Here is a 13,161-nt window from a genome sequence, read left to right on the forward strand (position 1 = left end):
GCCCAATGTCAGCCTCGCTTTTAACTCAAACCAATGATATTGAAGTGGTCAAGGCAGTTGTGAATACCCATGTCGGGTTTTCCACAAAAAATACTTTTCGAAAAGCACTTTTGAAAAATCATACAGCACATTCGGGATCATGATGGCAAAACGTCGGGGCTTGAACAAATGGTCACTCAAGATGATCACTTCTTTTTTGCCAGCATCCATCACACAGATACCCGGAATTTTGCCCCATGCTTTTTTCTTTAGTTTCTTCTTGCCCTTTTCGACACGAATGATGTTTTCGGCCACTATCTTGCCCGTCTCATCAGAAGGATAGCCTGTTTTCGGGCCAGAGAAAGGCACCTTGCCCGGTTTGAAGGGCAATTTTACATCAACGGCGATACCCGCGGCCCATACATTGGGCCAGTCAGGATGCCTGTAGTCTTCACCCACGGGCAAATAGCCATTGGCCGTTGGGTTTAGGGCAGGTGAATTGGTCACAAAATCGACTCCGACAAAAGGGGGCATCAGCATGGTGAATCGACTGGGGAGCTCTTCGCCAGTAGTCAGCTTCACACTATTTTCTTTGACTTCCTCTACCCCGACCTCTGTTCGGTAATGAATATTGAACAGCTTCATGAATGACTTCAACATGGTCTCTCCTCCAGGCATGCCATCGATACCAAAATGGCCCAAAAAGGTTTCAGGGGTAATCCAGTATAAATCGACTTTTTTCCGAATCTTCTGTTCCCGAAGCCACTTTTCGATATTGAAGAGAAACTCATAGGCCGCACCCATGCACCCAGCATTTTGGGTAGCCCCGATGACCATCGGACCCGGATTCTTCTTGAATTCTTCCAAGGCCTTTCTGGTTTTCATGGCACTCTCTGGGGTACCTATGTAATGGGCATGTTCTCTCACACCCGGTGCCACATCATAATCGACCTTGGGGCCCGTGGCGACCACCAAATGGTCATAGGTGAAATCGCCCTTGGTCGTCTTTACCCTATTGTTTTTGGGATCTACTTCCAATGCCTCGGCAAGTACAAACTCCACCCCCTTTTTATTCAAAATCTCCTCTTTTCTAAACGAGATGTCCTTTACTTCCCTTCTGCCCAAAGGAACCCAGATCAATGAGGGAATGAAGAGAAAAAGCGGTGACTTATCGATAAGTAGTACCCTATGCCCGTTTTTTCCTTTTCGTTTGATTTCCAAAGCGGCGGTCATTCCTGCGAAATTTCCACCAATTATTATAGTTGTCTTCATGGCCGAAAGTTTTACGGCAATGAAGTTACGGCGCATCAAGATCAAAAGCTGTAACCTAGGTCACACATAGCGGTTTATTTTTTGAAAGATTTTGCCCCATGCCATTTTTTGTGTAACAAATCACCCATAATTGCGTTCTAATAGCATCACCCTTGCCAAAGCCGCGTTTCAGCCATCTGCACCAACCCTCCGAAGATAGCGCCGCGCACCAAGGGTATTGGGCAATTTATCAAACCTAAACGAACGCTATCATGTTACTACGTTTTTTTATTTTCTGCTCTGGAGCGGATACCAAGATTCTCGAAACCTGTTCAAACGGTGAACGCACCAAGTATGCCGGTATCGGTGCAACCGTGTTCTTTACCGCCGTTATGGCCTTTATCGCCAGCGGTTATGCCCTTTACACCGTTTTTGACAACGTTTATACCGCTATTTTCTTTGGATTGATATGGGGATTGTTGATCTTCAATTTGGATAGGTTCATCGTCTCGACCATCAAGAAACGCGACAATATCAAAAAGGAAATTTTGCAGGCCACCCCGCGAATCATTCTAGCAGCCATTATTGCAGTGGTCATCTCAAAACCCTTGGAGATGAAGATTTTTGAAAAAGAAATCGATCAAGTACTGTTAGAGGAAAAAAATGCCATGACCCTTGCCAACAAAAAACAATTGGCCTTGCAATACACTCCGAAAATCGAACAATTGAACCAAAATATCACCGACCTGAAAGGTGAAATTGCGACGAAGGAGACAGAAACCAATGCCCTCTACGATGTATACATTTCTGAAGCCGAGGGCACTGCTGGTACCGGAATCTTGGGCAAAGGACCCGTTTACAAGGAAAAACGAGAGAAGCACGATGCCTATTTGGCCGAATTGCGGCAATTGAAACAAGACAATGGTCAAAAAATAGCGGCCATTGAGGCAGAAATTGCGACACTCAATGCTGATTATGCAACGGTAGTGGCCAATTCACAACCCATAATTGATGGTTTTGACGGCCTCATGGCCCGTATCAATGCCCTGGGCAAACTGCCCTGGTTCCCATCCTTCTTCATTTTTCTATTGTTCTTGGCCATCGAGACCGCCCCGATCGTTGCCAAATTATTGGCCCCAAAGGGAGAGTATGATCATAAGCTAGAAGAAGAAGAAAGCGTAGTGGCCACTTGGGTCACCCAAAAGGTAAAGCAGCGCAAGATGGTCTTGGCCACCGATGTGGCCATCAACGACAAGGTCTATGCCGACATCAAAGACGAAGAAGAACTCTACCGTTATAAAAAACAAAAAGCGGAAGAACTGCTTCGGCTACAGGCCGATAAATTTCATGAGGTACAGGTGAAAGGGCTTTAGAGCTTCTCCAGTTCTACCTTGAGTTTATTGGGCAGCTTGTTTACCACCAAGTCGTATGAATGATCGATCAATTCTTTGGTCAGCGCATCGCGTAGGTTTTCATAGAACAGCGTATTCCAATGTACCTTGCTCATGTGGTAGCCAGGGGTAATGATGCCATCAAATTCTTCCCTAAGTTCTATGGCCCGTTCGGGATCGCACTTTAAATTGGCCTGAGGGGGTATTCTTTCCAACGGTATCAACGCGAACATCTTGCCCATAACCTTGAACACCAGCGTATGTTCGTCAAAAGGAAAGGTCTCTTCCACACCTTTTTTTGCCAAGCAGTAGTTCCTAAACTCTTCTACGTTCATGGCGCAACCCCTAGTGCATCATAAACGATGACCTTTTTCCAAAGATCTTTGCATTCTTCGATAAAAGCCAGGTGGCCGGCTTCTTCTTGATATCCCTCCTCTGCTTCGGCCGATTCAAAGGTCACGATGAGATTGTACGTAAAAGAATCATCGACCACATCACGCACGGCCTTTGGTGGTTCACCGATAAAATTGGTCTTGGCAAACTTTGAATTGTCGAGAAATTTCTTGAGCGAGGCCTCAAAACGATCGCGCCCTTTTTCATCATCGGGGTCATTGAACCAGAAATACACCACATGGGCAAAATTAGCATCGAAAGTTTTCGTCATATCGTCTTTTTGTGCCAAAGCCGTTGCACCGACCAGTATCAAAATCGAGGTTATTATGGATTTTTTCATGTTGTACGCATTTACTCTGATTCTAAAAGTTGTTTTTCACGATTCGATATTTCGAGGGCCGAATAATCAAGCTTCCAGCCGATGGTCTCAACGATTTTCTCAATCAATAAAACCGCCTGAAGGGCTTCGCGTTTAGCCGTATCCATGAGTCCGCTTTCAGGTATTTTTTCCTTGATATGTTCTTTTGCCCGTTGGTTCAGTTCGGTCAGATCGTTGGGCGAAAAAGTGTTGAAGAGCCCACTTTTGATATCGTAGAACTGCAACTCTGGTTCAATCGAAAGAATTTCAGGTTCGGGAAACTCTGAAAGAACGATGCTTTTTTTATCGGTATGGGCACTCAGTTTCAATTTTTGCAGGTCGTAGCCGATCTGGGCCTTCGCATTGATCACGATCAGTGCTTTCTTTTTGCTACTGAGCATGTTGAAAAAGCTTTCCTTGGTGCTTTCATAGCGATAAATCTCGGCAAAATCACCCTCAACGGAAACCAATTTGCAGACACTTTTGATCTTATCGAGAATGACGGTAGACTGATGCTCGACCATCTCCTTCCTTTTTTTTCGGTTAAAGAGCGAATACAGCCAATACATGATAATGGCCCCCAGTATGAGTCCGAGAAAGGCTTCGACTATGCTTTCCATCGTCTAAATATAACAAGATTGCCCTTATTACTGAACGGGCTCTAAAATTTCAAACAACACGGGCCGGCTTGGCGCTGCATCGTTCTCGAACGGGGCTACCTGTAAATTCAAGAAATACCTACCGTCTTCGATGTGATTGGGCACAAAGATCAATTCTGTGATGGTAGCGTGCTTTCGAATTGTTCCTCCAACATTCCAAAAGGCCCGATGGGCCAAAAGTGCGCCCTCATCTTTTTCCCGATCTACCGAGGGCAGATCGATCAACAAGTGATCTATTTCTTTTTCGACCAAAAATTGTGCTGCTTCCCTCAACATGTACGGCGGGTTGGTATGTGAGTACTGCCTTGACAATTTGGCACCGGTATTCGGCAACGTACGGATAATGACCGCGTCTCTTTTGCCATCTCCCAAAACATATTGCAATTGCTTTTTTGAAATCACAAAATCATCGCCCAGTTTTTCAGGAGCGATGGTCAACAATTCCGCTGCAAAAAAATAACTGTTCAGATGCTCATTGATGGAATGAAATTCTTCGGTAATATGCCCAACACATTCGGTATGCGTGCCATGCGCATGCGGATTGAACCAAATATCATTGAAATTAATGGAAGCCCCTTCACTCACTTTGGCCACAAAATCGCCATCACGATGCGGTTTGATTTTTGGATGATCGACATACCACACATTTACATTGGAGGCATCGCCACGCAGGGGCATAGAGATATCCAATGGTTTCGAGAGGTCGATGGTATGGATTTTTGAATTATAGGTGACGGTCGCTAGCATATGCCTTCATCCGGGCCCTCTTGCCAAGAAGAGGGAACGATTAGTTCAGGATAAATTTAGCATAAATAAATCCGAAGCGATCCCATCGGCCAAAAACTTGCCCTTTTTTGTGGTCAGCAAGGTATCTTCATCTAAAAACAAAAGTCGTCGATCAATATATTTTACCGCTTGCTGTTCAAGATATTGACGGTAACTTCTCCCAAAGTCGTTCTCCACTTTCTGCAAAGAGACACCCCAGATCGTACGCAGGCCGGTCATCACATATTCATTATAGCGATCGATCGTTGAAAGGGCCTCATATTCAATCGGCAGCCCACCCTTTTCAATGGCAGCGATATATTTGTGGTTGTTTCTAATGTTCCACCCCCTTTTTTGGCCATTGAACGAATGCGCCGAAGGGCCAATGCCAAGGTAGTTCTTTCCTTGCCAATACGCGGTGTTGTTCTTTGAGAAAAACCCTGGCTTTCCAAAGTTGGACAGTTCATAATTGACAAACCCTTCAGCCTTTAATCGATCACAAAGCAGATAAAATTGTTCTTGCGCCCGATCATCATCAACAGCTTCAACAATTCCTTTTTTTATGAAAGCAGCAAGGGCCGTCTTCGGTTCAACGGTAAGCGCATAGCTCGAAATATGCGGTAGGTCAAAAGAAAGGGCCTTGTTTATATTCTTGATCCAGCGATCGTTTTCCATTCCCGGAATTCCATAGATCAAATCAATTGAAATATTATCAAAATACTTTTTCGCCTCGCCGATACAGTTTTTCGCCTCTTCAGCGGTATGGGCACGGTTCATCAATTTCAAATCTTCTTCAAAAAAAGATTGGATGCCGATACTCAAACGGCTGATCGGACTTTCTGACAGTTCGGCTATTCGATTATTGGACAGGTCGTCCGGATTTGCTTCTAAAGTGATTTCAGCATGCGCGACCACTTCATATTGGTCATAAATCGTTCGAATCAACCCTTCAATTTCTGGAACCTCTAGCAACGAAGGTGTGCCTCCACCAAAATAAATGGTTTCGACCATCTCGCCTTTGGATTCATGCTTTCGCAGTTCGATTTCCCTGACCAAGGCCTTGACCATTGCATCTTTTTTCTTCAAGCTGGTCGAAAAATGAAAATCGCAATAATGGCAGGCTTGTTTGCAAAAGGGGATGTGGATGTAAATGCCCGACATAAGGTTTACTGTTCACTGATTACTATTCACTGCCTACTGCCCACTGCCTACTACCCACCTCTCATTCCTTCACCCTATCGGAATTACTCTTAACAAAACTTTCCCATCCCGTATAGCGTTTGCCCACATCTACTCGACCTTCATTGTAGAAATGACAGACCGCGGCCGCCAATCCATCGGTACTGTCAAGATTTTTAGGGAGGGTCTTTAAGTTCAAAAGCGACTGTAACATCTTGGCCACCTGCTCTTTACTTGCATTGCCATTGCCCGTGATCGACATTTTTATTTTTTTGGGCATGTACTCGGTGATGGGAATCTGACGTGAGAGTCCCGCAGCCATGGCCACCCCTTGCGCACGACCCAACTTGAGCATCGACTGTACATTTTTGGCATAGAAGGGCGCCTCAATGGCAATTTCATCAGGATGATAGTTGTCGATCAGCTCTAAGGTACGTTCAAAAATGAGCTTGAGCTTGGTGTAGGGATCTTCGTATTTTCTGAGCATCAGTTCGTTCATTTGAACGAACCGCATTTGCTTGTCCATCACTTTGATGATGCCAAAGCCCATGACCGTGGTACCCGGGTCTATGCCCAATATGACTTTTTCTTTTGCCAAATCAGTTCTCGGTATTTAACACGATAGGGAGCCTAAATTTCATACTCACCGGTATGCCCCTTTTCAATGCAGGGGCCACTGTGGTCAAATCGTTGAGACGTCGGGTCACTTCTTCATTGAAATTTGGCAAGGTTTCTTGTACCCTATCGTTGTTTTGAATATTCGTGACCCTGATAAAACCGTGCTCATCTATCAATAAATCTACCTTTATGGTATCGTTCAAATCTTGGGAAACCTGATATTCAAGACCCTGTAGCGTATCGACCATATGACGCATCATCTCCTCTTGAAAACAGCGAAGTTGAGCTGCTTTTTCGGAGGTCTCATCACAATCGTCAAAAAGTGGGTATTGGTCCACATCGTTCCAATTGATGCTCAAGAGTTCGTCGTTCACCAACTGTCGGGCCTTTTCTTCCTTAGATTGAAAATATTCGCAAGCCTGCAAAACGCCCATCAACAACAAAAACAGCCAAAACCTGCGCATATGCCCAAAAGATTTGGCTGAAATTACGATATTTTGGCAACTCTTGCCCTTCTAATTTATCTTAGACTTTCATGTCGTTGTAACAAATCACCCTTACATTTGTCTTATAGCCAAAACGATTGGTATGGACATCGTTCTTCTCATCATAGGATTGCTTTTGATGCTTGTGGGCATCCTCGGGAGCTTTTTGCCCGTATTGCCAGGGCCGCCCATTAGCTGGGTCGGATTGTTATTGCTCTACCTGACCAAGGCCGTGCCCGATAACTGGTGGGTGTTGGGCATCACTTTTGTAATCGCTATCGGCATCACCGTTCTTGATTACGTGATTCCCGCAGCGGGCACCAAAAAGTTTGGAGGCAGCAAAGCTGGTATGTTCGGTACCATAGTGGGGCTTTTGGTCGCGATTTTCTTTCCTATTCTAGGGCCGCTTGGCATTATCATCTGGCCCTTTATAGGGGCATTGGTCGGTGAACTCATCAACAAGGCAGACCAAAAAACAGCCATGAAAGCGGCATTTGGTTCATTTATCGGCTTTTTGACAGGCACCTTTTTAAAGTTTTTGCTGACAACGGTTTATTTGGTATTCTTTGTCGTCATCGCCGTCAGGTACGCAGGCGACTTGTTTTCATTCTAGCCAAATGGTTTTTTCTTCGATCGGCATTCGGGTCTGGTCGGGTATTTCTTCGTGGTAGTGCCCTATGTAGAAAAAGCCCAGGCAGCGTTCGCCTTCTGCCAGTTCGAAGAATTCATGCATATATTTTATAAGTCCTGGTGAACTCCAATAACACCCCACTCCCACTTCTGCACAACAAAGCCACATGTTTTGAACTGCCATGGCGGTGGCAGCGATTTCTTCCCATTCGGGGAGGCTCTCGTTCATGTCTCGCTGCATACAAATGGCTATAATGGCTCCTGCCCGTCTCGGATTTTCAAGTAGTTTTCTGATTTTTACCTGTTTGGGCCTTGTTTCGGTCTCTTGGTATTTTGTTGAGAGAAATTCGCCCAATTCCCCTTTCTTTTTTCCCATCAATACCTTGAACCGCCAAGGTTCGGTTTTTCTATGGGTAGGGGCCCAGTTGGCCGCCTCTAACAACTCTGCTATAAACTCGCGCTCAATTGGTTGGTCGTTGTATTGTACGGGAAAGACCGCACGACGGTTTCGAACCAGCTCAAAAATGCTCATAGACCATGATTTTTATCGACAATGGCAAAGGTAGGTCTTATCTGAAACTTAATCCATACTTTTAACCCAGCGAAAACGATTTCTTAATGCAACCCAACCATAAAGAATTCAAGTACGGCGAGGCACAACTTACCGCTGGCATTGCCCTTGCCATTTCAAACGAAACTATAAAGGGCGTGCTATCGGCCAGCACTTGTGCGCGTATTGAAAAAAGTGCCGAAATAGTGCTCAATATCGTTGAGAAAGGTGAGCCTGTTTATGGTATCAATACTGGTTTTGGCCCACTGTGCACGACCAAAATCTCAAAAGAGGAAACCCGAATCTTGCAAATCAACATTCTACAAAGCCACAGTGTTGGGGTGGGTGAGCCCATTGCGAACGAACTGGCTAAGCTGATGTTGATCTTGAAGGTCCATGCTTTAGCAAAAGGCTATTCGGGCATTCAGTTGCAGACCCTCGAGCGCATTATATGGCATATAGAAAACGATGTGATCCCCATAGTTCCCTCGCAGGGTTCAGTAGGGGCTTCTGGCGATCTTGCCCCTTTGGCTCATCTATTTCTTCCACTGATCGGATTGGGAACCGTACATTACCAAGGAGAAACCATTTCTACCGTGGCATTGTTCAAAAAAACAGGATTAAAACCCGTTGAACTTGGCCCAAAAGAAGGGCTTGCACTCATCAATGGCACACAGTTCATAGCAGCACATGCCGTGGTGGTCGTTGAAAAATTTCGAAATTGCCTAAAACAAGCAGACATCATCGGAGCCATGATGCTCGAAGGCTTGCAAGGCTCCATGAAACCCTTTGAAAAAGAACTTCACCGACTACGGCCCTTTAAGGGCAATCAGCACGTAGCCGGTAGAATACGAACCCTATTACAGGGTTCTGAGATACTTGAAGACCATATCGATTGTGACCGGGTGCAGGATCCGTATTCGCTTCGCTGTATGCCGCAAGTACATGGTGCCTCTCGAAACGCATGGTTGCATCTTAAAGAATTATTGGAAATCGAGTTGAATTCGGTCACTGACAACCCCGTTATCATCAACGAGGATATGGCCATAAGCGGCGGTAATTTTCATGGTCAACCCCTCGCCATGGCATTGGATTATGCCACATTGGCCACCTCTGAACTTGGCAACATTTCTGATAGAAGAATTTATTTGGCCCTTGAGGGGGGGCATGGGGTGCCCCAATTGTTGATGAAAGATACCGGCATCAATTCGGGCTATATGATATTGCAGTACACTGCCGCTGCCTTGGCCAGTGAGAACAAGGGCCTTTGTTTTCCGGCCAGTGCCGATAGCATTCCCACCTCGTTGGGGCAAGAAGACCATGTGAGCATGGGCTCCATAAGCGGCCGAAAGGCATTGCGGGTCATTGAAAACGTAGAGAAGATCTTAGCCATTGAACTATTGACCGCTGCCCAAGCGTTTGAATACCGAAAACCCTTGAAATCAGGTGTTTTGTTGGATGAAATCTACAAGTTCTTGCGCACCAAGGTTTCCTTTGCCGATAAAGACAGGGTCTTTGCTGATGATATTGAAATCGGCATCGATATCGTTCAAAAAGGCGAGATCATCAACTTGGTGGAAACTATACTAAAGGAAAACAATCTTTCTTGGGATTCTCCCTTTACAGAAGAATTTGAAAGATATTGAAGATGAACAGACCTATTTTAATCGGACCGTTCAAGCAATTGCTGCCCATGTCGGGGCTTCCATTGAAAGGAGCACTTTCTGATGGGCAATTGCCCATAATCAATGATGCGGGGGTTTTGCTTTTAGATGGGAAAATTCTTGAAGTGAACACCTATAAAAAGCTAAAGTCTGACGAAGTCGACTTAGAACGAATCGAAGGCGAGCAGGTGTGCCTTCCCGGCTTCATCGACTCACATACCCATATCTGTTTCGGCGGTTCTCGGGCAAGGGATTATGCCCTCCGCAATTCGGGCAAGACCTATTTGGAAATTGCAAAAGCGGGAGGTGGTATTTGGGATACGGTCACCCAAACCCGAAAAGCGTCCAAAGAAATGCTGGTCAAGGGCATTCTTACAAGATGCGAAAAACATCTTGCGAACGGAATTACCACGTTGGAGGTCAAAAGTGGGTATGGACTTTCCCTTGAGGAAGAACTCAAAATGCTTCGTGCCATCAAGGAAGCCGATGAGCAAGCCACACAAGATTTGGTCAGCACCTGTTTAGCGGCCCATATGGTGCCTAAAGATTGGGATGGAAGTCCAACAGAATATTTAGAGGAAATCGGCGAAAAATTGTTTCCCATCTTAAAATCGGAAAAACTGACAAACCGGGTAGATGCCTTTATTGAAGAAAGTGCCTTTTCTCCCAAAAACATAAAGCCCTATTTCGAAAAAGCGAAACAACATGGTTTTGACATAACGGTACATGCCGATCAGTTCACCACGGGCGGTAGTCAAGTCGCCGTTGATTTCAATGCCATCAGTGCCGACCACCTTGAGACCAGCACCAAAAAAGAGGTGGCACTCTTGGCAAAAAGCGATACCATTGCCACCGCTTTGCCCGGTGCCTCTTTGGGGCTTGGCTGTGATTTCACCCCGGCCCGCAAGCTGTTGGATGCAGGGGCGGCCCTGGCCATTGCCAGCGATCATAACCCCGGTTCAGGACCCATGGGCGACCTGCTTGCGCAAGCGGCCATTTTGGGAACGTTCGAAAAACTGTCAAACGCCGAAGTATTGGCCGGCATCACCTTTCGTGCCGCTGCGGCGTTGAACCTACAGGACAGGGGAGTCTTAAAAAAGGGCATGAGGGCCGATTTTGTTGCCTTTGCCACAGATAATTATCAAGAAATCACCTATCACCAAGGGCAATTGAAGCCCTCTGGTGTTTGGAAGAACGGAATCAAAACCTATTGACATGGCAACCTCTCCACTTCTTTTGTTCAAAGAAGCCATCCTACAGGGAATTCCAAAAGAATTACCAAAAAAAAGACCGCATCACAGGGGCGGTAATCCTGCGCCCAAGCGAAAGGATATTTTGACATCCGAAGAAAAAAAACTGGCCCTACGCAATGCCCTGCGCTACTTTCCGAAAGAGTGGCATACCGAACTGGCCCCAGAGTTCATGGAAGAATTGAACACCCGTGGTCGCATCTATATGTATCGTTTCAAACCCGATTATGAACTATATGCACGCCCTATTGGTGACTATCCCGCTAAAAACCAACAAGCCGCATCCATAATGTTGATGATCCAGAACAATTTAGATCCCGCGGTGGCGCAACATCCTGAAGAGCTGATCACCTATGGTGGCAATGGGGCCGTTTTTCAGCATTGGGCACAATACCTTTTGACCATGAAATACTTGGCAGAGATGACCGATGAACAGACCTTGCACATGTATTCGGGCCACCCCATGGGACTTTTTCCATCGTCAAAAGAAGCGCCAAGGGTCGTGATCACCAACGGAATGATGATTCCCAATTATTCAAAGCCCGATGATTGGGAGCGCTATAATGCTTTAGGCGTGACCCAATATGGGCAAATGACAGCGGGTTCGTATATGTACATCGGTCCACAAGGTATTGTACATGGCACGGCCATCACTGTTATGAACGCTTTCAGAAAGGTGTTGAAAAAGGGGGATTCTTCAAAAGGAAAGGTCTTTTTGACCGCTGGGTTAGGTGGCATGAGCGGGGCACAGCCCAAAGCGGGCAACATTGCGGGCTGTATTACGGTATGTGCGGAAGTGAATCCGTCAGCAGCTCAAAAAAGGCATGAACAAGGTTGGGTCGATGAGCTGATCGACGATATAGGGCAACTGGTCAAACGTACCAAAAGGGCCATAAAAGAGAACGAAATAATCTCTCTTGCCTTTATTGGCAATATCGTCGATGTCTGGGAACGATTCTATGATGAAGACATTTTTATTCATCTGGGCTCTGACCAAACTTCACTGCACAACCCATGGGCAGGAGGTTACTATCCTGTGGGACTTTCCTTTTCGGAGGCCAACGAATTGATGGCAGCAGATCCCCAAGCCTTCAGATCAGCTGTTCAAGAATCGTTGCGAAGGCAGGTGTCGGCCATCAACAAGCACCATGCGAGGGGCACCTATTTCTTTGACTATGGCAATGCCTTTTTGTTGGAGGCCTCACGGGCCGGTGGTGATGTCATGGCTTCGAATGGAGTGGATTTCAAATACCCATCGTATGTGCAAGACATTTTGGGACCCATGTGTTTCGACTATGGCTTTGGCCCCTTTCGTTGGGTCTGCACCTCGGGCAATGCCGAAGATTTAAAGAAAACGGATGCGATTGCCCTTCAGACAATGAAAGAACTTATGGAAACCGCTCCCGAAGAAATCCGGCAACAGATGCAAGACAATATCAAATGGATCGAAGAGGCCGAACAAAACCGATTGGTGGTCGGCTCCCAAGCCAGAATTCTCTATGCCGATGCAGAGGGGCGTATGAAAATTGCCGAAGCGTTCAACCAAGCCATTCATGACGGTGACCTATCGGACCCAGTGGTTTTGGGCAGAGATCACCATGATGTCAGTGGTACCGATTCTCCATTCAGGGAGACCAGCAATATTTATGATGGAAGCAAGTTTACCGCTGATATGGCATTGCACAATGTCATTGGTGATAGCTTTAGGGGCGCAACATGGGTATCTATCCACAATGGCGGTGGTGTCGGTTGGGGCGAGGTCATCAACGGTGGCTTCGGCATGGTGCTCGACGGCAGTGAAGAAGCGAACAAACGATTGAAGAACATGCTTTTTTATGATGTGAACAACGGTATCTCACGAAGAGGTTGGGCGCGTAACAGCGAAGCGTTGTTTGCCATCAAAAGAGAAATGGCGCGTACGCCAGAACTTAAAGTGACCCTGCCAAATTTGGTCGATGACAATCTTTTGGATACTATCTTTGAGTGAAC

14 protein-coding genes are annotated in these 13,161 nt (G+C 46.0%); 5 read left to right on the forward strand and 9 right to left on the reverse strand.

What is annotated here, in order from left to right:
• Positions 1-48: 48 nt before the first annotated feature.
• On the reverse strand, positions 49-1,251 hold the full coding sequence (locus L0P89_RS04780; protein WP_235267261.1) for an NAD(P)/FAD-dependent oxidoreductase: 1,203 nt from the start codon (positions 1,249-1,251) through the stop codon (positions 49-51).
• Between the two features lie 251 nt (positions 1,252-1,502).
• Here L0P89_RS04780 and L0P89_RS04785 point away from each other — a divergent pair, with 251 nt between their 5' ends.
• Positions 1,503-2,603, forward strand: a complete 1,101-nt coding sequence (locus L0P89_RS04785; protein WP_235267262.1) for a DUF4407 domain-containing protein — start codon at positions 1,503-1,505, stop codon at positions 2,601-2,603.
• Here the strand turns inward: L0P89_RS04785 and L0P89_RS04790 are convergent.
• From L0P89_RS04790 to L0P89_RS04820, 7 genes are all read right to left on the reverse strand, one after another.
• A complete protein-coding gene (locus L0P89_RS04790) occupies positions 2,600-2,956 on the reverse strand; it encodes an MmcQ/YjbR family DNA-binding protein (RefSeq protein WP_235267263.1) in 357 nt (118 codons plus the stop codon). The genes L0P89_RS04785 and L0P89_RS04790 overlap by 4 nt on opposite strands.
• Entirely contained in the window at positions 2,953-3,354 is a 402-nt protein-coding gene (locus L0P89_RS04795; RefSeq protein WP_235267264.1) for a Dabb family protein, read from the reverse strand. The genes L0P89_RS04790 and L0P89_RS04795 overlap by 4 nt, the downstream gene beginning before the upstream one ends.
• An 11-nt stretch (positions 3,355-3,365) precedes the next feature.
• Entirely contained in the window at positions 3,366-3,992 is a 627-nt protein-coding gene (locus tag L0P89_RS04800) for a DUF4230 domain-containing protein (RefSeq protein ID WP_235267265.1), read from the reverse strand.
• 27 nt (positions 3,993-4,019) lie between these two features.
• Positions 4,020-4,778 carry a cyclase family protein gene (locus tag L0P89_RS04805; RefSeq protein WP_235267266.1) on the reverse strand — a complete coding sequence of 253 codons (759 nt, stop codon included), beginning with the start codon at positions 4,776-4,778 and terminating at the stop codon, positions 4,020-4,022.
• A gap of 45 nt (positions 4,779-4,823) precedes the next feature.
• A complete protein-coding gene (gene hemW, locus L0P89_RS04810; protein WP_235267267.1) occupies positions 4,824-5,957 on the reverse strand; it encodes a radical SAM family heme chaperone HemW in 1,134 nt (377 codons plus the stop codon).
• A 61-nt stretch (positions 5,958-6,018) separates the two neighbouring features.
• On the reverse strand, positions 6,019-6,573 hold the full coding sequence (ruvC, locus tag L0P89_RS04815) for a crossover junction endodeoxyribonuclease RuvC (RefSeq protein ID WP_235267268.1): 555 nt from the start codon (positions 6,571-6,573) through the stop codon (positions 6,019-6,021).
• Between the two features lies 1 nt (position 6,574).
• Positions 6,575-7,057 (reverse strand): hypothetical protein, encoded by a 483-nt coding sequence (locus L0P89_RS04820; protein WP_235267269.1) that lies wholly within the window; start codon positions 7,055-7,057, stop codon positions 6,575-6,577.
• A 124-nt stretch (positions 7,058-7,181) separates the two neighbouring features.
• Here L0P89_RS04820 and L0P89_RS04825 point away from each other — a divergent pair, with 124 nt between their 5' ends.
• Positions 7,182-7,691 carry a DUF456 domain-containing protein gene (locus L0P89_RS04825; RefSeq protein WP_235267270.1) on the forward strand — a complete coding sequence of 170 codons (510 nt, stop codon included), beginning with the start codon at positions 7,182-7,184 and terminating at the stop codon, positions 7,689-7,691.
• Here L0P89_RS04825 and L0P89_RS04830 read toward each other — a convergent pair.
• Positions 7,683-8,240: a nitroreductase gene (locus tag L0P89_RS04830; protein WP_235267271.1), complete on the reverse strand. Its 558-nt coding sequence runs from the start codon at positions 8,238-8,240 to the stop codon at positions 7,683-7,685. The genes L0P89_RS04825 and L0P89_RS04830 overlap by 9 nt on opposite strands.
• A gap of 86 nt (positions 8,241-8,326) precedes the next feature.
• Here L0P89_RS04830 and hutH point away from each other — a divergent pair, with 86 nt between their 5' ends.
• From hutH to L0P89_RS04845, 3 genes are read left to right on the forward strand one after another with little or no spacing between them, the layout of a single operon-like run.
• Positions 8,327-9,904, forward strand: coding sequence for a histidine ammonia-lyase (gene hutH / locus L0P89_RS04835; RefSeq protein WP_235267272.1), 1,578 nt, complete (start codon positions 8,327-8,329; stop codon positions 9,902-9,904).
• 2 nt (positions 9,905-9,906) lie between these two features.
• Positions 9,907-11,136 carry an imidazolonepropionase gene (gene hutI / locus L0P89_RS04840; protein ID WP_235267273.1) on the forward strand — a complete coding sequence of 410 codons (1,230 nt, stop codon included), beginning with the start codon at positions 9,907-9,909 and terminating at the stop codon, positions 11,134-11,136.
• A 1-nt stretch (position 11,137) separates the two neighbouring features.
• Positions 11,138-13,159, forward strand: a complete 2,022-nt coding sequence (locus L0P89_RS04845; protein ID WP_235267274.1) for a urocanate hydratase — start codon at positions 11,138-11,140, stop codon at positions 13,157-13,159.
• Positions 13,160-13,161: the final 2 nt, after the last annotated feature.

It is taken from the genome of Muricauda sp. SCSIO 65647, from assembly GCF_021534965.1.
In the GTDB taxonomy this organism is placed as follows: Bacteria; Bacteroidota; Bacteroidia; order Flavobacteriales; family Flavobacteriaceae; genus Flagellimonas_A.

Bases quoted from the DNA above. Each gene is read 5' to 3' on its own strand.
- L0P89_RS04780 (WP_235267261.1), bottom strand. From the start codon at position 1,251: ATGAAGACAACTATAATAATTGGTGGAAATTTCGCAGGAATGACCGCC.
- L0P89_RS04785 (WP_235267262.1), top strand. From the start codon at position 1,503: ATGTTACTACGTTTTTTTATTTTCTGCTCTGGAGCGGATACCAAGATT.
- L0P89_RS04790 (WP_235267263.1), bottom strand. From the start codon at position 2,956: ATGAACGTAGAAGAGTTTAGGAACTACTGCTTGGCAAAAAAAGGTGTG.
- L0P89_RS04795 (WP_235267264.1), bottom strand. From the start codon at position 3,354: ATGAAAAAATCCATAATAACCTCGATTTTGATACTGGTCGGTGCAACG.
- L0P89_RS04800 (WP_235267265.1), bottom strand. From the start codon at position 3,992: ATGGAAAGCATAGTCGAAGCCTTTCTCGGACTCATACTGGGGGCCATT.
- L0P89_RS04805 (WP_235267266.1), bottom strand. From the start codon at position 4,778: ATGCTAGCGACCGTCACCTATAATTCAAAAATCCATACCATCGACCTC.
- hemW (WP_235267267.1), bottom strand. From the start codon at position 5,957: ATGTCGGGCATTTACATCCACATCCCCTTTTGCAAACAAGCCTGCCAT.
- L0P89_RS04820 (WP_235267269.1), bottom strand. From the start codon at position 7,057: ATGCGCAGGTTTTGGCTGTTTTTGTTGTTGATGGGCGTTTTGCAGGCT.
- L0P89_RS04825 (WP_235267270.1), top strand. From the start codon at position 7,182: ATGGACATCGTTCTTCTCATCATAGGATTGCTTTTGATGCTTGTGGGC.
- L0P89_RS04830 (WP_235267271.1), bottom strand. From the start codon at position 8,240: ATGAGCATTTTTGAGCTGGTTCGAAACCGTCGTGCGGTCTTTCCCGTA.
- hutH (WP_235267272.1), top strand. From the start codon at position 8,327: ATGCAACCCAACCATAAAGAATTCAAGTACGGCGAGGCACAACTTACC.
- hutI (WP_235267273.1), top strand. From the start codon at position 9,907: ATGAACAGACCTATTTTAATCGGACCGTTCAAGCAATTGCTGCCCATG.
- L0P89_RS04845 (WP_235267274.1), top strand. From the start codon at position 11,138: ATGGCAACCTCTCCACTTCTTTTGTTCAAAGAAGCCATCCTACAGGGA.